Origin of the sequence: Peribacillus sp. Aquil_B1, from assembly GCF_022603275.1 — a bacterium.
In the GTDB taxonomy this organism is placed as follows: domain Bacteria; phylum Bacillota; class Bacilli; order Bacillales; family DSM-1321; genus Peribacillus.
In genome coordinates this window covers 1645243-1666472 of sequence record NZ_JAKXEE010000001.1, presented here as the reverse complement: position 1 = coordinate 1666472, position 21230 = coordinate 1645243, and the positions used below count along the sequence as shown (strand labels likewise).

Sequence of the window (21230 nt, the reverse complement as noted above, 5' to 3'; positions counted from 1 at the left end):
GTTATTTATTAGGATGAATTCTTGGTAGTCATCGCGCTATTAAAACGCTTTCATCTTTTTCCTGAAAACCATGAACACGCTTACGAATAAAGGGATCATACTAATGGTTACTATTTTCATTCTTCAACTTCTGGAGTACCTATTTTTCCCTCCAAGGAAGCAGAGCCTCCTTGGAGGGGGGAGACATTACTTAATAACTACGTATTCCAAGCCAACAAGCTTTGCATACGTTGTGATTTGGTCTGTTGTTAAATTCAATGAAACAACTGTATGGTGACCGCCACCATTCTCCAGCCAAGCTTTCACCCCATCTTGGAAGTTTGGCTTCACTTCCCAAAGCACACGGGCCACTGGAAGGTTTGGTGCTGGAATGGTTGGCTCAAATGCAGAAACTTCATTAATCAAAAGTTTATAGTTTGTACCAAAGTCAGCCATGGAAACAACGACGCCGTCTCCTGCTTTGCCGTCGAATACTAAACGGGCTGGATCTTCACGATCACCTATACCTAATGGAGATACGACGATTTTTGGTTTGTTACTTGCTAATGATGGGTCGACTTCAAGCATATGTGATTGAAGGATTGATTCCTGTCCAGCAGCTAATTCATATGTGTAATCTTCCATAAAGCCAGTTGATTGGTTATGGCTCATCACTTTCAGTAAGCGATCAAGTGCTGCCGTCTTCCAATCTCCTTCACCCGCAAAGCCATATCCTTGTGCCATCAAACGTTGGACGGCAAGACCAGGAAGTTGTTTCATTCCATGTAAATCTTCAAAGTTCGTTGTGAAGGCCGTATAACCACCATCATCAAGGAAACGTTTAATCGCAATTTCATAGCTTACCTGTACCTTTACGCTTTTCTCCCAATCTTCCCTACTGTTGGTACCATAATCAAATTCATAAAGGCCTTCGTATTCTGCAAATAAAGCATCAATTTCTTCATCAGTAACCGCATTTACATATTGAACAAGGTCTCCGATTCCAAAATAGTCAACTGTCCACCCAAATTGGATTTGCGCTTCAACCTTATCCCCTTCGGTTACTCCAACGTTTCGCATGTTGTCTCCAAAGCGGGCAACCTTAATGTTGAAACTTTCGTTATAAGCAACCGCTACGTCCATCCATTGTGCAATTTGCTGTCGCACTTCAGGGCGCTCCCAATATCCAACAACAACTTTATTTTGTTTTTTCAAACGGGCATTGATAAAACCATATTCACGGTCACCATGAGCGGATTGGTTTAGGTTCATAAAGTCCATATCAATCGTTGCCCAAGGAATACTTTCATTGAATTGTGTAGCTAAATGAAGCAATGGTTTTTGTAATAATTTTGTTCCACGAATCCACATTTTTGCAGGTGAGAAAGTATGCATCCAAGTGATGACACCGGCAACTTCATTACGATAGTTGACTTCTTTCATGATGCTTGTGATTTTATCTGCACTAACAGCTAAATCTTGCAATACTAGTGGATAAGGTAAAAAACCGCTTTCATTTAATGCATCGGTTATCGTTTGTGCATGCGCCTTGACCTCTGCTAACGCTTCTTCCCCATATAGATGTTGTGATCCTACGACGAACCAAAATTCCTTTTTTTCTGTTGTTAACATAATAAACCTCTTTTCTTAATTCTAATAGTTTGATAATTTGATAGAGTTAATCTTAATTTTGACCGTAATAAGCATATTTTCCATGTTTTCGTAAATAGTGTTTATCCAAAATATTTTGTGGTAATTCTTTTGCAAAATGATTTAATTCCCTTGTAAATAAATTCATTTTCGAAACTTCATCCAACACCACACTATTCATTACGGCAGATTTTGCATCCTTGCCCCAAGTAAACGGACCATGACCATGAAGTAAGACGCCAGGAACGGCTAAAATATCTAACCCACGCTCTTCAAATGTTTCGATGATTAACTTCCCAGTCTCCACTTCGTACCCACGATCAATCTCCTCTTTTGTTAAGTAGCGGGCACATGGGACGGATCCGTAAAATGTGTCTGCATGAGTGGTCCCCATCGCTGGAACATCAAGGCCAGCTTGAGCCCAGATTGTTGCCCAAGTTGAATGAGTATGCACAATGCCGCCGATTTCTTGGTAATACTTATAAAGTACTGCGTGAGTCGCTGTATCCGAAGAAGGTCTCAACTCTCCTTCAACAACATTGCCATCTAAGTCAACAACAACCATATCGCTGGCTTTCATCGTTTCGTAATCAACACCACTAGGTTTGATAACAAATAAACCACTTTCACGATCAATGGCACTTGCATTCCCCCATGTATATTTCACGAGCCCATATTTAGGCAAGTCCAAATTTGCTTGAAATACCTCTTCCTTCAGTTGTTCTAACACGTCAATCCCTCCAGTTTTCCACTCATAACATCAAGTTGTCTACAGCGGCCTGCTCAATCACTAAACCCTTCCTGTATCTTTCAATAAATGCTTCAAATCCTTTAACATCTACTTGATCAGGATAAATTTCTTGCCCATCAACCTCTTCGAATACTTTTTTGTCGAGGAAGTCTTCTAAACTTTCATTTTGATCTTTATTCATCATGTAAGATGCAAGAATCGCCATTCCCCACGCTCCGCCTTCTCCTGCTGTTGACATAACTGATACTGGAGTATTCATTGCAGCGGCAACAATTTTTTGTCCAACAAGAGGGGTTTTAAATAAACCACCGTGAGCCAAAATACGATCAATTGCAACATTTTCTTCCTTTGTTAAAATACCCATTCCGATTTTCAAAGCACCGAAAGCAGTAAAAAGGTGAGTCCGCATGAAGTTTGCTAAATTGAAATGACTCTCAGGCGAGCGAACAAATAATGGTCGCCCTTTTTCTAAACCTGTGATATTTTCACCTGAGAAATAACCATAGCTAAGCAAACCTCCACAATCTGGATCCGCTTCCAAAGCCTTATTCAACATCACTTCAAATAATTTATTTGTATCAATTTTTTGTCCCATTGCCTCAGAAAACTCACGGAACAATCCCAGCCAAGCATTGAGATCACTTGAACAGTTATTCGCGTGTACCATCCCAACTGGACTTCCGTTTGGTGTAGTTACCAAATCAATTTCTGGATATACTTTTGAAAGTTCTTTCTCTAGTACAATCATGGCAAAAACGGAAGTTCCTACTGAGACGTTTCCGGTACGTTTCCTCACACTATTCGTTGCAACCATTCCAGTTCCCGCATCGCCTTCTGGTGGGCAAATTGGGGTGCCTGGTTGTAAATTTCTTGATCTATCCAGGATTTTCGCTCCAATTTCGGTTAATTCACCCGCTTGCTCGCCTGAAATGTATACTTTAGGAAGAATCTCTTTTAGCCCCCAAGGATAACCTTTCGCCGCAATTAAATCGTCAAACTGCTTGACCATCGATTCATTGAAATCTTGCGTTGATTCATCAATCGGGAACATGCCTGAAGCATCTCCAATGCCAATTGCTTTATTACCAGTCAATAACCAGTGAATGTATCCAGCCAAAGTGGTAATACAATCAATGCGAGGCAAATGTTTTTCTTCATTTAATATTGCTTGATAAAGGTGAGCAATACTCCATCGTTCAGGGATATTAAATTGAAATTGATTAGTTAATTCTTTTGCTGCAACACCAGTTGTTGAGTTACGCCAAGTTCGAAACGGAACAAGTAGCTCCCCTGTACTGTCAAAAGCCATATACCCATGCATCATTGCAGAAAATCCAATAGAACCTATTTTCCGAATTGTAATTCCGTAATTTCGTTCAACTTCTTGCTTCAATTCACTATAAGCTGTTTGCAGACCAGTGATTATATCCACTAAGTTGTACGTCCAAATTCCATCCTCCAAGTGGTTTTCCCACTCATAACTTCCAGATGCGATTGTTTCATAACGATTATCAATCAACACCGCTTTAATACGCGTGGATCCAAATTCGATTCCAAGTGAAGTTTCTCCCTCGTTTATCGCTTGTTTAATTTTTAATCTATTCGTTTGCACGTTAATCCCCCTTCTGACAGCGCTTTCAACGAAAGGAGGCGCTTAAATTTAGTAACAATCATATTATATTTTTTTGTACGTACATTTGTCAACATTAAATATTATTTATACTTACAACTTTCAAGAAAAATCCTCCATCCTCCCCTTAAAATTAAAGGGATTTAAATGACATAAAACCTGCATGGTAAATAGGGCGAATTTAATTTATACAAAAAACATAGGTGATTTGTTTTAATTGATTCAAAATTATGTTAAAATATGTCCGCACAAATATTTTAAGCAACTAAATTAGAATGTAAACAACTATGAAAGAAGTGAGGTTTAATGAAACCAAAGTATCAGGTAATCATTGATGATTTAAAAAATAAAATCCTTACAGGTGAATATAGTGTAGGGGAACAAATTCCCACTGAAACCGCCATGCAAGAAATGTACAATGTTAGCCGGCACACTGTACGAAAGTCCATTTTAGAATTATCAAACGAGGGATTCTTAAGAAGCGAAAAAGGATCTGGCACATATGTTAGTAACCAATATCAATCAAAATCTGGTGGCAATTCCAAAAATAAAACGATCGGTGTAATCACGACCTACATTTCTGATTACATTTTCCCTTCTATTATCCGCGGAATTGAAAGAAGATTAAATGAAGATAATTATTCGTTACTATTAGCCAGTACAAATAATGATGTCGAACAAGAAAAAAAAGCCTTGGAAATGATGTTGTCATTTGGCGTGGATGGTTTGATTATTGAACCTACAAAAAGCAATCTATACAATCCCAACATCGCTTACTACCTATTGTTTAAGGAACAAGAAGTTCCATTCACCATGATTAACGCTTATTATGAAGAATTAGAGGTTCCTTTCTTTTGCCTAGATGATGTGCAGTCAAGCTACCTCGCAACAAAAGAATTGATTTCGAAAGGTCACTCCCAAATTGGACTCATTTCGAAAATGGATGATTTACAAGGAAAGTATCGAATGAAGGGATATATAAAAGCACTCGGAGAAGCCAAATTACGCTTTCAACCAGAGCAATTGCTTTCGTATACTACAGAAACGAAGCTAGACCTATACACGAACTTGAAAGGGTTCCTAAATGAAAATAGAGACGTGTTGACTGCCATTGTTTGCTATAACGACGAGGTAGGGTTGGAAGTAGCGAATGTATGCAGACAACTTGATATTTCCATTCCCGAACAATTATCAATTATTGGCCAGGACAATTCTTATATTGCAAAAAATGCTAATATCCAACTAACGACATTGACACACCCACAAGAACAAATGGGACATGATGCGGCTGATTGGGTCATTAAGAAATTACAAGGAAAGAAGGATTTACCCAACGAAAACTATTATCAACCAGTGTTAATTGAAGGCGAAACTGTCAAAGAGTTAGACATACAATAATCCTAATGTGATCAATCTCACTATATAAAGGGTTTTAGGAAATGTTTGTCTAATTCTTATGGGTAACCAATCATACCTTTGTGGAGGTAGTCAATTGATGAAAACCATAAAAAGATGGGTTAACCAATTCAATTGGTTAACCCATCTTCAGCACAGTTGATTCTAGATAATATGGTTACGAATTTCATATATCAATCAATTACTAGTCGATTAAGCTTTGCTTCCTTTTGTTCCTCCCCAGAATGGAAAAATCGGATCTTTTAAATGAAACTCATCATTTATTGTTTCATCTATTAATTCAATACAGAGGAATGCATGTTGCTCCGTCATCATCTTCATAAACTATCTCACCTTCATAGTGTGAAGCATTTTCATCAATTCCCAGTGGGATAAACGGTTCTTTTCCATTTACCTGCGTAGTGAACAGAACCACCAAGAGATACACTAAGAACTGATACTATGCCCGCTTTCTTCCCTCTATACTTCTTGCCATAATATATAAAACAACTGGTCAAGGTATTATTAACCATGTAACAGCTGTGATTACAAATAGCCAAATATTTGAAAACTCCATATTTTTTCACATAATTTGATTGGGCTCCTCCTTGAATGGTGAAAGCAAGGTTACACTTTTTTAAGGTTCGCTTTCATCAAGGAGGCGATTTATTGCTCATTTGGAAAAGGAATCAGTTCCAACTGTTTTATAATGGGCTCTTGTCTGTATAAGGAATGGTTTTGACTTAACTTTGCTTCCCCTTAAAAAGTGATAAACCCATTTTTGTTTTTAGGGTGCCACCCAAAAATCATTTAATTAACCCTTTCCGTTGCTCACGCATCCATTGAGCAACCTGAATTTCCCCTTGTTCATTTGATTTTTCAAGCTCTGTAATAATTGCTTTGTAATCGGTATCATTACGATTTTGACTCATTTTGGATGCAGCTTGAATAGATGTGATTTCAATTTCAAAACCAACTATTCCTTTCATTTCACTCTTAAGCAACTCTGGATTAAACGTTTCCCAGGTCCGACCATTTTCTCGATTAGACTCATAATGATTAAGCATAGTATCCAAGGAGGATTTCAGCTCGTCTTCAGTGATTACACGTGCTGATCCATAGGCATGTACAGCTAAATAGTCCCATGTAGGAACCTCTTCGCACTGATACCAACTTGATGAAATGTAAGCGTGCTGACCTTGAAAAATTAGTAACACATCACTATTATTGTCCAAAGTTTTTTTCTGCATGTTTCCGTATGCAATGTGCCCAGTCGCATAAATTTTCCCTTCATCTTCCCGAATTTCCAAAGGAATATGCGCAGCCAAGGGACGATGTTCATCAACAGTAATCAATAAGGCAAACGGGTTAGACTTCATAATTTGAACTGCCTCTTCATTTTCCATGCGATATTGCTTAGGAATGTACATAATAAGCATCCTTTCAACTTGTATTTGAGTTTTTAAATAGATAAGCATTAAAAAATAAATTTCCGATAAAAAAATAATATTACACAAATTGACATGGAAAAAGGTACAATAATAAACAAAAATACATGTCAGAGGGAATGCAAATGAATAATACCATTTTTACTTTTAATGATAACTCCCCAAAATACAAACAAATCTATGAGAAATTCAAATCATATATTGAACAAGGAGACATTTTGGCCAATGAGCAATTACCCTCCATTCGTCAGCTTGCGGATTCCTTACATGTAAGCCGTAATACAACTTTACTGGCATATGAACAACTTGTTGCTGAAGGGTATATTCGTGGAGAGGGCAGAAAAGGTTATTTTGCAAATAAGTTAGAACCCCTCATATTTCAGGAGCCATTAATCTCTTCTAATAAAAAGCATACTGAGTCCAAGAATCCGCCTGTAGTTAATTTCAGGGCAGATGCCGTTGATCAAACACATTTTCCACTGAAAACTTGGAGGAGAATGGCTAATCAAGTATTAACATTACAGGATAGCTTTCGATACGGAGAACCATTTGGGGAAGAATGCCTGCGCGAACAAATCTCCACATATTTATTCCAATCTCGCGGAGTGAAAACAAATGCAAATGCCATTATTATCGGAAGCAGTACCCAACAAATGCTGGTATACCTGGGACATTTACTGAAGGATGAATTCCAGAGTATTATAGTTGAAGACCCTGGTTACGACGGTGCCAGGGAAGCTTTTCAATTCCATCGTTTTATGTTAGAAACTTTGCCGGTTTACGAAACAGGTGCTGAACTTTCACAATTAGAACAAATGAAATCACGTTTAATCTATGTAACCCCTTCCCATCAAAGTCCAATTGGTGTAAGCATGTCCATCCAACAACGGCAAATGCTTATTCATTGGGTGAACAAGATGCGTGGATATATTATCGAAGACGATTATGATAGTGAATTTCGCTATACACAAAAACCATTTCCTGCTCTTGCCTCCATTGATTCAGCAAGGGTCATTTATTTAGGGAATTTCTCGAAGTCCTTTCTTCCAGGGATTCGTTTAAGTTATATGGTCTTGCCACAGCCACTTTTAAATCGTTTTAAAAATCAGTTTCTTCATTTTGAAGCTACTACCTCCCTGCTTAGCCAGCTTACAATGGCTAAATTTATGGAAGAGGGAGAATGGAGTAGACATATTAAACGCATGCGCCTTGTTTATAAAAGAAAAATGCAGCACTTAGTATCCGCTTTAAAAGAGCAATTTGCTCAAAATATATCCATTATTGGTGAACAATCTGGTTTGTACGTATTAGTCAAAGTACATCTGAAGCATTCAGAAGAATGGTTAATTCAACAAGCCTCCTTACATGGAGTTATTGTATATTCTACGTCGCTCTACTTCATTAAAAAAAACTCCGACGAACCATTGGTTAAACTAGGTTTCAGTAATCTTACTTCCAATGAAATTGATTTGGGTGTGAAACTCTTAAAGAAGGCATGGTTCAAAGAATAACTCCACAATTCTTGAACTGTTTATTTGAATGTTTGGTGTTGCAATAATGAATGATCTTCATATGGCCCTTTATTGGGAATTTCTAGACTTATTAGTAATTTTACGCAATGGAAACACTTCCTATGGGGTCACTTATGGAATATGGACGGGAAACTAAAATTTGTTTCTTAAGAAATATATTGAAGGATCATTTTAAGCCTAATTCCATCTGAAATTAGGCTTAATTATTTAACAAATCTACCCTGTTAGTTAAACAAGACAAAGTCGAATAACTTTTATTTTTGTAGATTTTTCTTCATAAGACAGGCTACTTGTATATTATCTTGTTGAGAAGTGTTTTCTAGATGCTTAATAATTAATTCTTGACGTTCCACGGGGTGATTTTGGCTTAATTTAGCTTTCGCTTCCATTTTTGTGATTGTTATTTTAAATGCTACAATCCCTTTACTCATTCCTTCGATAAATCTGGAATCTACATCGTTTAAATTGTATGGGCTATCTGGACTTTCATATTTTTTTACCATATCATTTAGAGAATCGAATATGACTTTTGGATCTTCAACTATCTCCATCTTTCCATATAAATGGATAGATAAATAATTCCAAGTAGGAACTGCCATCGTTGTTTCATACCAAGTCGGAGATATATAACAGTGAGGACCTTGGAAAACCGCAAGAACTTGTTGGTATTCTATATCCTTCCATTGCTCGTTTGGGCGGGCAAAATGACCATATAAAGCACTTTCACCTTTATTTAATGTGAGTGGAAGATGGGTAGCGTATGGTTCTCCATTGTGTTGTGAAAATAAAGTGGCAAAGCTATACTTTTCGATAAAATCATAAATTATTTCTTCATCCTTGAGTTGAAAATGTTTAGGTATATACATGATTAGCTCCTCCTTGATAAAGCGTTTGTAATTTTCGGCTATCTCAAATTTTTAAATACCAAGTATTATATGAGATATTTTATTATGTAAACTGACATCTAAAAAGGTACAATTATTAATAATTGTACATGTCAATGGTGATAAAGATTTTTAATAGTTTATTTTTGCATTTTAGGATCCTTTTAAACATCCTCCGCGGATATAGCCGGCCCCGACAGGTTATCCAACATCATAGTGAGTTATTAATGAACCAAAATATCAGATAGCTAATGGTGTTTTTTTATTTTATCCAGCAATCAGGCCAAATTATGGAATAATCCCTTCGAATAAAGTAACTTAATAACTAGATTATTTTCTAGGAAGCGTATTGATTGCCAATAATTATTTTCATAAGAAAGGATTGAAATAATATCGAAATAAGACATTTAGAATATTTTTTAATGGTCAGTAAAGAACTACATTTTACAAAAGCAGCTGAAAAATTAGGAATTTCGCAACCAACTTTAAGCCATCAAATTAAAATGCTTGAACAAGATGTAGGCTATGCACTTTTTAACCGTATTGGTAAGAAGATTGAACTTACTAAGGTGGGAGAAATCGTACAACAAGAAGCATTGAATATTCAAAATTCCTTACAAAGTATATCTTCTCAAATTAGAGCACTTACAAAAGTAGAAATTGGGGAATTGAAAATCGCTGTGTTACCAGGAGAAATAACTGATTTGGTATCCACTTTGTGCATTGGATTTAACAAATTATATCCAAATATCAATGTGTTTGTTCAAAGTACGGATCAAGTGGAAAAGGCTGTTTTAGAGAATCAAGCTGATTTTGGTATTGGTTTTGAATTCAATCGTGATGATATGTTGATGGTGACGAAATTGAATGATGAAGAATTTTACCTGATTAGTAATCAAAGTAACGGAGAGCAGAAGGTTTCATTTTCCGATGTTTTAGACAGTTCTCTTATTTTATTTCCAAATATCCATCAATGCAGAAAAATACTTGATAAAACGAGTCTTGAGGTTGGCAGGCAGTTAGAACCTATTGTTGAAACGTCCAGCATTGAATCTATCTTGAAGCTCGTTCGAAATGGGGTTGGCCGCAGTTGTGTTTCACGTACATTATATGAATTTTATGATACAGAGGATTTATTTTTCCAACGTATTGAAAATCCAACTTTGACTAGATCTGTTTATCTCTTGATGAAAAAGAATCGTTTTATCAATTATGCAGCACGTAAGTATATTGATTTATTACTATGTGAAATCGAAAGGCTGCGTTTTCATACAGAAAAAGATGAGATAGCTTCTTTAAAAAGTTCCATATTATAGTTTTTATCTATTATTATCATAGAAATGAATGGATAGATAAATGATAAATTCCTCTTTACAATGAAAACAAGTTCATAATCAAATTGTAAAGGGGATTTTCAATTATGTTTCAAGAAGTAGCAGGTATTAAAATTCCAGATTCTCGATTGGCTAAAGAAGCAGCAGATCTTTTACGCGAGCATGGGGACGACTTGTTGTGGAATCATTCAAATCGTGTATTTTTATTTGGTGCAGTCAACGGAAAAAAAACGAAGCAGAATCATGATTTAGAGTTGCTATATGTCAGTGCATTATTCCATGATTTAGGTTTAACTAAAAAGTTCAGTAGTCCAGATTTACGATTTGAAGTGGACGGTGCAAATGCAGCAAGAAGCTTTTTACAACAGTATCAAATTCCAGATGAGTCGATTCGTCTTGTATGGGATGCTATTGCATTACATACGACACCTGGCGTAGCAGAACATAAAGAAGCTGAAGTGGCACTACTCTTTTCAGGTGTTGGTTTGGATGTGATGGGAGATGGCTTTGAACAATTCCCTGACGACTTGCGTGCAGAAATTATAAAAGCCTTCCCACGTAACAATTTCAAAAAGGACATTATTCCAGCGTTTTATGAGGGCTTTAAGCATAAGCCAGAAACTACTTTTGGAAATATGAAAGAAGATATTTTTGAATATTTTAGACCGGAATATAAAAATAAAAATTTCTGCGATTGTATTTTGCATTCACCATGGACAGAATAGGGTACAAAAATGACAACGTCACAGCGAATCGTGGAGAAAGTTTGTACAAAAAGGTAATATCGGCCAAGGAAGCTACTAACTTGATTAAAGATGGTCGATAGCAGGAGCATGAGTGGTTTGTGATCAATATAGATTGATTAATTTGATGAACCTATGCTGATTCTTGATAAAAAAATGAAGCACACGAAAGCCAGAATGACGAAATACCCTGGCTGCCTAGATGAAACTTGGTATTGAACGTCATTGCGTGCCCTTCATCTAATTAATATTTTGCTGAAGCTGCCCGGATCGAATTTTTAATTTCTTCATATTTATAGGCTTTAATTAAAAAATAAACAACCAATGGTTTCACCCTTGGTTGTTTATTTTTATTCGTAACTAATAAAGACCCCTGTGTTTGAAACAGTAACATTCAACTTTTTAAATTCTATTCACAAATAAAAATCGAAAATGAGCTGTATTGTCTTATCCAAATTTAAAATAAGCTTTTATTTTAGGTGATTATGATTTACCTTTTTTCCCTGTTACTCTTCCTTTGCTGCTGCCATATTCATGTTCGCTTTACATTCTCCTTGCTGATGGTGGTAAGTGGTAAATTTCGTTTTTCTTCAATCTTTTTTTTAAAAAACCCTTTATTTCTCCACTTTTTCCTTATTTCTTAACTTCTCCACTTTTTCGGGAGTGAGGGTGATGTCCCGGACAGGGGAAACTCTTCCCCATTCATCCTTGTGAACGATGTGTTTTCGTTCAAATTTGGTCGGAGTATCAATACCTGCGGCAGCTGCAAGGTTGAATAGCCCCTCGCGGAGGGAAATCACGTAATTGGCGACTCGATATTGTTTTTCCTCAATAACCAGCCCTTCCTGCAACTTTGAATCAGTTGTGGCTACCCCGGCAGGGCAATGGTTAGTATGGCAGATTTCAGCCATGATGCAACCAACGCTGATCATAAAACCGCGGGCTATATTGACTAAATCTGCCCCCATCGCTAAAGCGACCGCCACTTTATCTGGAGAAGTCAGCTTGCCTGATGCAATCAGCTTGACCCTTTTACGTACACCATATTTTTTTAACATCTCATCTACGAGTGGCAAAGCTGACATAATTGGGAGTCCGACTGCATCTGCAAGCTCCTGATAGGTTGCCCCAGTTCCGCCTTCTCCGCCATCCACTGTGATAAAATCTGGCCCTTTACCTGTATCTCTCATGGTTTTCGTCATTTCCTCAAGTGCATCAAGATCCCCTACAACAATTTTGATACCGATAGGCTTTCCGCCTATATCCCTCATTCTTTCGACAAAATCGAACAACTCATTAAAATTCTTGAATTCATAGAACCTGTTAGGGCTATTGATCGTTTGACCAGGTTCTACCAGGCGGATTTGGGCAATTTCTTCGGTCACCTTTTGTCCTTCAATATGTCCACCTCTGATTTTGGCACCTTGTGCCAGCTTTATTTCAAATGCTTTTACTTGCTCGATTTCACTTTTCTTCTTGAATTCTTCCCAAGAGAATTCCCCACCTGGTGTCCTTACTCCAAACAGTCCCGGACCGATTTGCATCATGATGTCGGGATTTCCGGAGAGATGGTATTTGGAAAGACCGCCTTCACCAGTATTCATCCATGTTCCTCCTGCAAGCCCTAATCCTCTCGACAGTGCAGTGATGGCATTCTCACCGAGTGCACCGTAGCTCATTGCAGATTGTCCTACGAGCCCCTTTAATTTAAAGGGATTCCGGCATGTATCCCCTCCGATTATGACCGCATCCTCATCTCGTAAAAAGTACGGGTCTATTTGTCTGTCTTCCCGCTGCTCCTTTCGGGTAAATAGACCTTCTTCATCTACTTCATATACCTTTGTATTGATTTTTTGGCTATTATCTATTCTCATTTCTTCCCGGAGATTGGGAAACATGCTATTTCGAATATAGTACCCTGCTTCATTGAAGTCACGTTCCGATCCAAATCCGATTAGACGCTCCTTATATTTACCTGCTTTTACAACATCCTCGAATTCCTTTCTTGAGAAAGGGGTGCCTTCATTATTATTTTCAAATAAATACTGCCTAAGTTCAGGTCCTATTTGCTCTGTCATGTATCTAATTCTGCCGATTAGGGGGAAATTCCTCAGGATTGAATGTTGTTTTTGCGTATCATCCTTTCGGTAAAAGTACGCTGCGGCAGCAGCTGTACCTAAAACGGCAGATCCTTTTAAAACTGTAGGAAGGTATTTTTTCAACTTGGACATTTTATCACCCTTTGTTTCTTATTTTGTGTGCAAGTTGCTCGAGTTATCTATAATCTTTGAAGTGCTTCATGTATCAGAATTTTTCCAGAAGTTACATTGAACGTTTTATTAAATACTGCTTTAGTATCCAGCGCTTCGACCAATACCGAAGCAATATCCTCTTTTGGGATTTCGTCTTTGTCATGCACAATTGAGAGACCAGCTTCTATCTTACCTATTCCCGGCTTATCCACAGGCATGCTTGTCCGTATAACCGTATATGTAAGCTTTTCCTGTCGTAATAGCTCTTCTGAGTGGTACTTGACACCGTTTGTACTAGAATCCAGGCTCTCCATTTCTTTTGCTCGCATCGTGTTCATCAGAACAAAGCGCTTCACCCCATGTTTCTTAGCAGCCTCAACTGAGTCTATTACTGACTGATGGTCAACCAATATTGGTTTGCCCTCCCCAGTCCGAGGACTGGCGCTACTGAGGTAGATTACAGCTTCACAGCCCGAAAAAGCACTGGAAAAATCCCTTCTTTCCAAAGAAACTACATCTCGTGCTCCCAGTTTAACCATTTCCTCTACTTTATTTTCAGCTCCCACCAGTGCTACCGGTTTATGGTGCCTGTCTGCCAGCTGTTTTACAACGTGCTCTCCGGTCATGTCCTCTGTTCCTATTACTAGAACTCTCATTTTAATACCTCCCTGCTAGTTTCATAATATATATTTACCACTTTAAAGTTTAATGAAACAATTAAGCGTCTTCTGCCGTATCGTCGTTAATTTTAACGATTCTTTGATAGTCAATTAGGGAATTCCATTTCTTCAGTGGAAGCAATTAGACTTTTTTTTACTTATATTGAACGTACGTAATCTCAAAATTAATAATCTGACATCCATTAATACTAAAGCTGTTCGAACTAGATTAGTGATTGGAATTAAATAACAATAATGAAACCCAACTACTCTGTTCTTGTGAAGTAAATTAGGTTTAATTTGGGTAATTATAGAAAACTCGACATTAATGACGATTATTTCCTGGAGAAACAATACCTAAAAATATCTCTTATTAATATTACTTTTTTATGTGATCGCTCCATACATTTTATAGTTAATCGCGCCCAGACTCTCTTACGAACATCATAGTGAGAATGCCACACGAAGGATACTGCCATCCATCAAGTATAAAAACTATATTTATAAATCCGGAAATGAGGAGCCGCATTTTTTCAAACCAAAAAATTACTAACTACAGGAATGCTAAACTGACCAGCTTTCCATATATGAAAAAAAGAACCTCTAGTAATATACTAAAGATTCGGGATTAATAAATATATTGTATTTTAATTATGCTTAATGAAAGTAATTAAGTTAATATATTTCCATAATACGAGATAAACGAATAGAGAAAATCTTTTGATTTTCATCCTTTAAGGAAAGGGTTTGTTCATTAAGGTTAAGTTTATGCAATTGACCCTTACATGTTTTTAATACTCCTTCTTTATAATAAATGATGGTTGTTATGCCCTTTTTTTTCAACGATTTCAAGATCATCTGATTATCTCCTTTCTGTCTATTCAATTATTTATTAAAATTGTATGATCATTGGTGCAATACTATGAAAACAATTAGGATATGTATATTATACAATGAAAACGGTAAGCGTTTTCATTGTTGTTGTGAACAATTTGTGAAAGTTTGAACATTAGAATATTTTGGGAAAAACAGATAGCCTAGGAAATGGTATAATCAATAATAAAATCCAAAATAAGTATCTGATAAGACGTTTTTAATGCTAAATGTCTATGAAACTTGAGATTTTTTAATTCTGAAGTTCCTTTTAACAAGTTTTTAGCTTTAATGTCTTTTCATACTTCGCTAATTTTGCTAATGCTATATCAAGCTTAATACATTATCGATTTGTTCTTTGGTAACTGTTAACAGAGGAATCTTTGAATAACCTGTATTAGGATTAATAATTTCATTTTTAATCATTAATCCTAACCCAGGAATACGCCTATTAACTCTATGATTTTTTATACTTTAGGCTTTTCTAATACCAAATAAATTCTCTTCTTTGTTTTATCTCAAGAGTTGCTAATGCATCTGACAAATCTAATGATTTTGGCCATTGCACAAATTAAACTAATATTTATCAAATTTCTTTATAATAATTTCAAATCTCAATTATTTAAATGTTCGAAGGTATTCTGATACTTTTTGAAGCCCCTGTTCTAATACTTCTGTTTTGCAGGCGTAACCGATTCGAACATGACTTTCAATATCAAAACAAGAACCAGGCGTGAGAAATGCACCGTTTGCTTTGAAGAGACCAATACAAAAATCTTCTGATGAAACGGGGAGATCATATTTAAGCATAGCAGTTGTACCAGCACGTGGTTTAACATAAGAAATTAAAGGTTCTTGTTCCACCCATGCGTCTAAAATAGTTAAATTTTCTTTAATTATTTTACGGTTTCGATCTAAAATTTTGTCATAATTCTTCAAAGCATGTACCGCCAAAATATCATCTAACATACCACAACTGATTGTTGTATAATCACGATGTCTAAAACACTCGGTAATTACTTCCTTTGGTCCGGCTATCCACCCAAGACGTAAACCAGCTAATGAGAGCACTTTTGACATACTAGATGTACTAATACCTTTTTCGTATAAATCTACAATAGATGGAACTACTAAATCGTCTTCTTGTAGTAAATTACGATATACTTCATCACAAAGGATATAAGCATCATAAGAACGAGCAATCTCTACAATTTCTTCAAGCATTTCTTTTTCGATAATTGCACCGGAAGGATTGTTTGGATTATTAATAATAATCATTTTTGTTTTTTCATTCACTAAAGATTTCAGCTCATTTAAATCCGGTAAATAATTATTTTCTTCTCGTAAAGATAATAAGTCTACAGTTGCGCCAAATGATGTAGGAACGTCATATAATTGTTGATATGTCGGATGGACAGCAACTACATGATCACCTGGTTGGATAAGAGAATAAAGTAATAAAAAGTTTGCACCAATTGCACCATTAGTTACTAGTACATTATCAGCATCCAGAGTTTGATACTGATTTGATACTAATCTTCTAAAGTCTGGAGAACCCTCAATATGCCCATATGTTAATTTGTTCTTGCCCAAATCAAGGAGAAATTTTTCTGGATCTGTTCCATCAATTGAGATTAATTCGTTTACTGTTAACGACTCTACACAAGTCTCTGCAATATTGTACACAGCTTCCATTTCGTATAAATTCATCCAATGTTCTACGGCAAATGTTTTAATATTCATGATAAATCTCCTTTATATATATTTATTAAAGTGTTGTAATAAGACCAAGTTTCTTTTCAGTTGCTTGTTCTAAAAGATAGTTAGCTGTTAATAAATCTTGTAAAGATATTCCCGTACTATCAAAAATCGTAATATCTTCATTAGACACGCGACCGGCAACCTTACCTAAAATCAAACTTCCTATTTCATCCTCAATTTGAATGGTTGCAATAAGTCCTTTTTTATACGGAACTTCAGTCTCACCTACACTAATGGCTTGACCTACATCGTCTACAAACACTCTTGCGTTAACAAAAAGGTTTTCATCGATTTCTTGCTTCCCTTCCATATCGGCACCTATACACGATATATGCGTTCCTGGTTTCACCCATTCTTTTTTAATTATAGGTTTACGAGCTGGAGTTGCGGTAATAATGATGTCAGCTTGTTCTGTTGCTTGTTGAATATCTTTTGTTGCTTCAAATGAAATGTTGATTCGTTGAAGCATTTGATTATAAAATTCTTGATCTATATCTTTATAAGGAGCAAGAAGTTCCAATAATTTATCCTTAATTGATTTACAAAAATCATTAGCATGTTCAAAAGAATTAGCGTTGTAAACAGTTACTTTTTTGATATTAACCATACTCATCAAGGTAGCTATAATTTGGAAAGGTCCTAAATGCCCTGAACCAACCAAAACGAGATGCTCTGAATCTTTTCTTGCCAAATATTTGGCTCCTATACCTCCAGCAGCTCCAGTGCGCATCATAGTAATAAACTCACCACTCATGATGCCTAGAGGGGCTCCTGTACGACTATCCAGCACTAGAACTGTCCCTACAACGGCCGGAAGGTTTTTAGAAGGATTGTCCCCAAACCATGAAACTAATTTTAAGCCAAAGATATTTGCACCTACTAATTCTCCTGACTTAATATCCATATCTGCTTTACCAGGTTCAAACTCATGAAATACCATCGGAAATAAAGAAGCCTCGTCTTTCTCCTTCAACATATAGGCTCTTTCGACCAACTCTATTACAGTTCTCATGTCTAATAACTTTTTAATATTTTCTTGATTTAAAACTCTAAATGGGAACAATATTTTTCCTCCTTTTATTTTTTCATCTTCAAAGTAGTTGCCACTACTAAGTTCCAATTAAATCTATCACAGCATAAACAAACGGAAAAATTAATTAATTTAATAGTATCTATTAAAAAAAATTAGTGATTAAGCATTCCTTATAAAAAAAGAGGCCCAGCACATATTCTTATTGAATATGCATAAGCCTCTTGTTCCTTATAGTTAATTTTAGCTTTTATTCACCATTTATTTTTTGATGAAATGCATTAATGCAGTCATTCAAAGTAAAGTAACCCCCGCAACAAAAAGATTTATGAAGATTCTGAATTAAACTGATTCAGTAATTTAGGACCTATAAAACCATAGTTAGCTAATATATAACCAAGAAACACACCTTGTACAGAAGTCGCCTTGGCATCGGATTCGTAGAAACAAAGATGCACGCAGGTAGTTACTTCAATCATAATAAATAATAAAACTGTAGAAACGAGCAATTTAACAATAAGGAGTTATACCTAGACCCATTGTTTAAATAATTGCAATTACTGTATCCCCCGTTCAGTAAATGAGTTTAATTTTTAACTAAATGACTGTAAACCTCATCTTAAGAGTTTTAACCGACTCTAACATGATCCTAATTTAAATCATTCTTTTTAATTTTCAATGTTAATCCTAACATTTTTGCCTTCATATTAATCTTCTGATAGTATGAATAACATCTAAATTGTGCCCGCAATAAATTTATCACAGGCTAAAATAGAGATAAAATGAATTAATTTAATGGTAACCATAGAAAAACTTAATACTGTTAAATGCAAAATTATATCTATTTTTTCAGGTATGAAAGGAAAAAGTATGGAGCTTAGAAACTTGAAAACTTTCCAGGTTGTTGCCCAACACCTGAATATGACAAAAGCAGCTAAAATTTTAGGATACACACAACCAACTATTACACTACAAATTCAAGTATTAGAAAGAGAACTTGGTCATTCACTTTTTACTCGCATTGGAAAAAATACTTTTTTAACCCCTGCAGGTAAAAAGTTACAAAAACATACAGATATGTTGTTTAATGTTGTGGAGGAATTAGAAAGAGACCTGGAGGAATTGAATGGTCCATCTGGAAGACTCTCTATTGCTGCATCTGAATATTATTGTAGTCACTACCTATCAATTTTGGTAAATGCTTATATAAACCTTCATCCACAAGTTAAATTAAAACTTATACCTTCCAATAGTCTGGACGTTATTGAAAAAATCCTTAGTAATGAAGCAGATATTGGAATTATTGCATGTGAATGTAACCATAAAGATATTGAAAGTCATGTTCTTGGTGAAGAAAGGGCAGTACTAGTAGTTGCTGCAGAAATTTTAAAAGATAACACTAAAGAAAAAATATTAGAAAAATATCCTTTTCTAGCATTTCATGGAAACTGTAGCTTTGATACACTAATTAAACAATGCTTTTCCGAGATGAATTATAGACCGGCGTCTATCATCGAATTCGGTGGAAGTGATGAAACCATTAGACGTGCTGTACTTAATCAAACAGGGATTGCTTTACTCGGGGAAAATGTCATTAAAGAAGAACTAGCCAACGGACTACTCGTTCCTTTACATTATTGTACTCAAACGATTGAAACATCTTTAATTTATTTAAAAACGCGAACAGAAGGAGCCACTATTAATTCCTTTAGTGACCTATTAAAAGATGCTTGGGTAGCTACAACATAGTAAAGAATGTTCTTTGCTTTCTATCCAACAAAAAGTCCTCAAATAATATATTTGAGGACTTTTTGTTTAATACTATTTGAATATTCTTTAGAAAATGCTTTCTTTTCAACACATGATCCAAATCGGACTATTCTTCATAATTTAGTACAAGTCCTATGAATAAGTTAATTGCAGTCTCTAATACGTCCTCATCTATGTCAAATTTGGGGTGATGATGTGGATAGGCGCTCTTTTTCCCTCCAGTACCTACGAAAATAAAAGCTCCTTTTCTTTTTTCTAAATAACAAGAAAAGTCCTCCGATGCCATTGTAGGATCTACGTTAACTAAAACTTCTGTCCCAAACACTGTTTTGACTGTCTTTCCCACAAAATGGCTCATTTCTTTATCATTCATCACAGGAGATAATCCCCCGAACAATTCTAAACTTCCATTCGCTCCAAAACTATTACAAATTCCTTCAATTACTTTCTTCATTTCACTACAAATATAATGTCTTGTATCATTTGATAAAGTTCGTATTGCCCCATACATGGATACCTTGGTAGGAATGATATTGTAAGAAGTTCCTGCTTCCATTTTCCCAACAGAAATAACAGCTGGATTCAATGGATCAATTCTTCTACTTATAATAGATTGAAGGGCTCCTATAATATGACTTGATATATAAACAGAATCTACTGTTTCATGAGGTGAAGCACCATGTCCTCCCATTCCTTCGATCGTTATACGGAAATCATCTACTGACGCCATCATCGCACCAGAGCGTATTCCAATCTTTCCCTTCTGAAGGGGTTGCCACAAGTGAATTCCAAAAATCATATCGACTTCATTTAATACACCTTGTCGTATTAAAGATTCAGCACCACTAGGAGACATTTCTTCTGAGGATTGAAAAATAAAAATGATATTTGGTTTTACTTCCCTTCTATTTTCGGACAACCACTTGGCTACCGCCAATAACACAGCCATATGTCCATCATGTCCACAAACATGAGAAACTCCAGGTTTTTGAGAAATATAACTTTTTTCACCCTCTTCTACAACAGGAAGTGCATCCATGTCGGCTCTAAGGGCAATAGTTGTGCACCCTTCTGTACCTTTAAGATATCCTACTATGCTCGGAGGTTCAAAATTTAATATTTCGATATCCATCTTGTCCAAATGCTTTTTGATATATTTACAAGTTTCGTATTCTTCACCTGATAATTCGGGATACTGATGAAAATATCTCCTATGTCCAATCGCCCATTCGGTTAAAGTATTCAATTCAATTGTGTTCATTTTATTCCCCCTAGTAACTGATTTAAATTCCTATTCGCTTACAATAGAATACTCGTTATTGTTAAATTGTATATAAATCGTTGTAATACAACTAATTAAAAGGTTTTATGGTTGTAATTGAAGTTTCTTATAGTAGTAAACATTTTTTATTGAAATTAGAATTTATGGAAAAATAATAAATTTACTGTTTCGTTTATAAAACGAAAAAAACAATACTATTAATTTATCAAATTGTAACTATAGGATTTTTCAATTTGTTAAATAAACAGAATAATTCT

General features: G+C 35.7%; 17 protein-coding genes. 5 read left to right on the top strand and 12 right to left on the bottom strand.

Translation table 11 applies throughout. From position 1 onward, the window contains the following. Positions 1–186 precede the first annotated feature (186 nt). From araA to MPH60_RS08325, 3 genes are read right to left on the bottom strand one after another with little or no spacing between them, the layout of a single operon-like run. A complete protein-coding gene (araA, locus tag MPH60_RS08335; protein ID WP_241593678.1) occupies positions 187–1611 on the bottom strand; it encodes an L-arabinose isomerase in 1425 nt (474 codons plus the stop codon). Between the two features lie 52 nt (positions 1612–1663). Next, positions 1664–2359 carry an L-ribulose-5-phosphate 4-epimerase gene (locus MPH60_RS08330; RefSeq protein WP_076369848.1) on the bottom strand — a complete coding sequence of 232 codons (696 nt, stop codon included), beginning with the start codon at positions 2357–2359 and terminating at the stop codon, positions 1664–1666. Positions 2360–2381: 22 nt separating this feature from the next. Then, complete coding sequence (locus tag MPH60_RS08325; RefSeq protein ID WP_241593679.1) at positions 2382–3992, bottom strand: xylulokinase; 1611 nt, start codon at positions 3990–3992, stop codon at positions 2382–2384. A gap of 324 nt (positions 3993–4316) precedes the next feature. Here MPH60_RS08325 and MPH60_RS08320 point away from each other — a divergent pair, with 324 nt between their 5' ends. Then, the gene (locus MPH60_RS08320) at positions 4317–5408 is read left to right on the top strand and encodes a GntR family transcriptional regulator (protein WP_241593680.1); all 1092 of its coding nucleotides are present in this window, start codon (positions 4317–4319) and stop codon (positions 5406–5408) included. 210 nt (positions 5409–5618) lie between these two features. Here MPH60_RS08320 and MPH60_RS27735 read toward each other — a convergent pair whose 3' ends face one another. Together MPH60_RS27735 and MPH60_RS08315 are read right to left on the bottom strand one after the other, a co-directional pair. Continuing rightward, on the bottom strand, positions 5619–5747 hold the full coding sequence (locus MPH60_RS27735; RefSeq protein WP_272492843.1) for a hypothetical protein: 129 nt from the start codon (positions 5745–5747) through the stop codon (positions 5619–5621). 464 nt (positions 5748–6211) lie between these two features. Then, the gene (locus tag MPH60_RS08315; protein ID WP_241593681.1) at positions 6212–6835 is read right to left on the bottom strand and encodes an FMN-binding negative transcriptional regulator; all 624 of its coding nucleotides are present in this window, start codon (positions 6833–6835) and stop codon (positions 6212–6214) included. A gap of 143 nt (positions 6836–6978) precedes the next feature. Here MPH60_RS08315 and pdxR point away from each other — a divergent pair, with 143 nt between their 5' ends. Next, positions 6979–8364 (top strand): MocR-like pyridoxine biosynthesis transcription factor PdxR, encoded by a 1386-nt coding sequence (gene pdxR, locus MPH60_RS08310; protein ID WP_241593682.1) that lies wholly within the window; start codon positions 6979–6981, stop codon positions 8362–8364. Between the two features lie 275 nt (positions 8365–8639). Here pdxR and MPH60_RS08305 read toward each other — a convergent pair whose 3' ends face one another. Then, positions 8640–9251 (bottom strand): FMN-binding negative transcriptional regulator, encoded by a 612-nt coding sequence (locus MPH60_RS08305; protein WP_241593683.1) that lies wholly within the window; start codon positions 9249–9251, stop codon positions 8640–8642. Positions 9252–9661: 410 nt separating this feature from the next. On the opposite strand from MPH60_RS08305, the gene MPH60_RS08300 reads away from it, so the two are divergent. Both MPH60_RS08300 and MPH60_RS08295 read left to right on the top strand, forming a co-directional pair. Beyond that, positions 9662–10585: a LysR family transcriptional regulator gene (locus tag MPH60_RS08300; protein WP_336275666.1), complete on the top strand. Its 924-nt coding sequence runs from the start codon at positions 9662–9664 to the stop codon at positions 10583–10585. Positions 10586–10689: 104 nt separating this feature from the next. Continuing rightward, a complete protein-coding gene (locus MPH60_RS08295; RefSeq protein WP_241593685.1) occupies positions 10690–11328 on the top strand; it encodes an HD domain-containing protein in 639 nt (212 codons plus the stop codon). 632 nt (positions 11329–11960) lie between these two features. On the opposite strand, the gene MPH60_RS08290 is transcribed toward MPH60_RS08295, so the two are convergent. From MPH60_RS08290 to MPH60_RS08270, 5 genes are all read right to left on the bottom strand, one after another. Next, on the bottom strand, positions 11961–13577 hold the full coding sequence (locus tag MPH60_RS08290) for an FMN-binding glutamate synthase family protein (RefSeq protein ID WP_241593686.1): 1617 nt from the start codon (positions 13575–13577) through the stop codon (positions 11961–11963). 47 nt (positions 13578–13624) lie between these two features. Further along, positions 13625–14254: an NAD(P)H-binding protein gene (locus MPH60_RS08285; RefSeq protein ID WP_241593687.1), complete on the bottom strand. Its 630-nt coding sequence runs from the start codon at positions 14252–14254 to the stop codon at positions 13625–13627. Between the two features lie 678 nt (positions 14255–14932). Then, positions 14933–15115: a YolD-like family protein gene (locus MPH60_RS08280; RefSeq protein WP_034307388.1), complete on the bottom strand. Its 183-nt coding sequence runs from the start codon at positions 15113–15115 to the stop codon at positions 14933–14935. A gap of 633 nt (positions 15116–15748) precedes the next feature. Continuing rightward, a complete protein-coding gene (locus MPH60_RS08275) occupies positions 15749–16873 on the bottom strand; it encodes an aminotransferase (protein WP_241593688.1) in 1125 nt (374 codons plus the stop codon). 25 nt (positions 16874–16898) lie between these two features. After that, entirely contained in the window at positions 16899–18011 is a 1113-nt protein-coding gene (locus MPH60_RS08270) for an ornithine cyclodeaminase family protein (protein WP_241593689.1), read from the bottom strand. Positions 18012–18716: 705 nt separating this feature from the next. Here MPH60_RS08270 and MPH60_RS08265 point away from each other — a divergent pair. Beyond that, complete coding sequence (locus tag MPH60_RS08265; protein ID WP_241593690.1) at positions 18717–19670, top strand: LysR family transcriptional regulator; 954 nt, start codon at positions 18717–18719, stop codon at positions 19668–19670. A 127-nt stretch (positions 19671–19797) separates the two neighbouring features. Here MPH60_RS08265 and MPH60_RS08260 read toward each other — a convergent pair whose 3' ends face one another. Further along, positions 19798–20952: a M20 metallopeptidase family protein gene (locus MPH60_RS08260; protein WP_241593691.1), complete on the bottom strand. Its 1155-nt coding sequence runs from the start codon at positions 20950–20952 to the stop codon at positions 19798–19800. Between the last annotated feature and the right edge of the window lie 278 nt (positions 20953–21230).

What these genes read in the sequence shown, in the direction of transcription:
- araA (WP_241593678.1), bottom strand. Translation starts at nt 1,611, where the DNA reads ATGTTAACAACAGAAAAAAAGGAATTTTGGTTCGTCGTAGGATCACAA.
- MPH60_RS08320 (WP_241593680.1), top strand. Translation starts at nt 4,317, where the DNA reads ATGAAACCAAAGTATCAGGTAATCATTGATGATTTAAAAAATAAAATC.
- MPH60_RS27735 (WP_272492843.1), bottom strand. Translation starts at nt 5,747, where the DNA reads ATGAAGATGATGACGGAGCAACATGCATTCCTCTGTATTGAATTAATA.
- MPH60_RS08315 (WP_241593681.1), bottom strand. Translation starts at nt 6,835, where the DNA reads ATGTACATTCCTAAGCAATATCGCATGGAAAATGAAGAGGCAGTTCAA.
- pdxR (WP_241593682.1), top strand. Translation starts at nt 6,979, where the DNA reads ATGAATAATACCATTTTTACTTTTAATGATAACTCCCCAAAATACAAA.
- MPH60_RS08305 (WP_241593683.1), bottom strand. Translation starts at nt 9,251, where the DNA reads ATGTATATACCTAAACATTTTCAACTCAAGGATGAAGAAATAATTTAT.
- MPH60_RS08295 (WP_241593685.1), top strand. Translation starts at nt 10,690, where the DNA reads ATGTTTCAAGAAGTAGCAGGTATTAAAATTCCAGATTCTCGATTGGCT.
- MPH60_RS08290 (WP_241593686.1), bottom strand. Translation starts at nt 13,577, where the DNA reads ATGTCCAAGTTGAAAAAATACCTTCCTACAGTTTTAAAAGGATCTGCC.
- MPH60_RS08285 (WP_241593687.1), bottom strand. Translation starts at nt 14,254, where the DNA reads ATGAGAGTTCTAGTAATAGGAACAGAGGACATGACCGGAGAGCACGTT.
- MPH60_RS08280 (WP_034307388.1), bottom strand. Translation starts at nt 15,115, where the DNA reads ATGATCTTGAAATCGTTGAAAAAAAAGGGCATAACAACCATCATTTAT.
- MPH60_RS08275 (WP_241593688.1), bottom strand. Translation starts at nt 16,873, where the DNA reads ATGAATATTAAAACATTTGCCGTAGAACATTGGATGAATTTATACGAA.
- MPH60_RS08265 (WP_241593690.1), top strand. Translation starts at nt 18,717, where the DNA reads ATGGTAACCATAGAAAAACTTAATACTGTTAAATGCAAAATTATATCT.
- MPH60_RS08260 (WP_241593691.1), bottom strand. Translation starts at nt 20,952, where the DNA reads ATGAACACAATTGAATTGAATACTTTAACCGAATGGGCGATTGGACAT.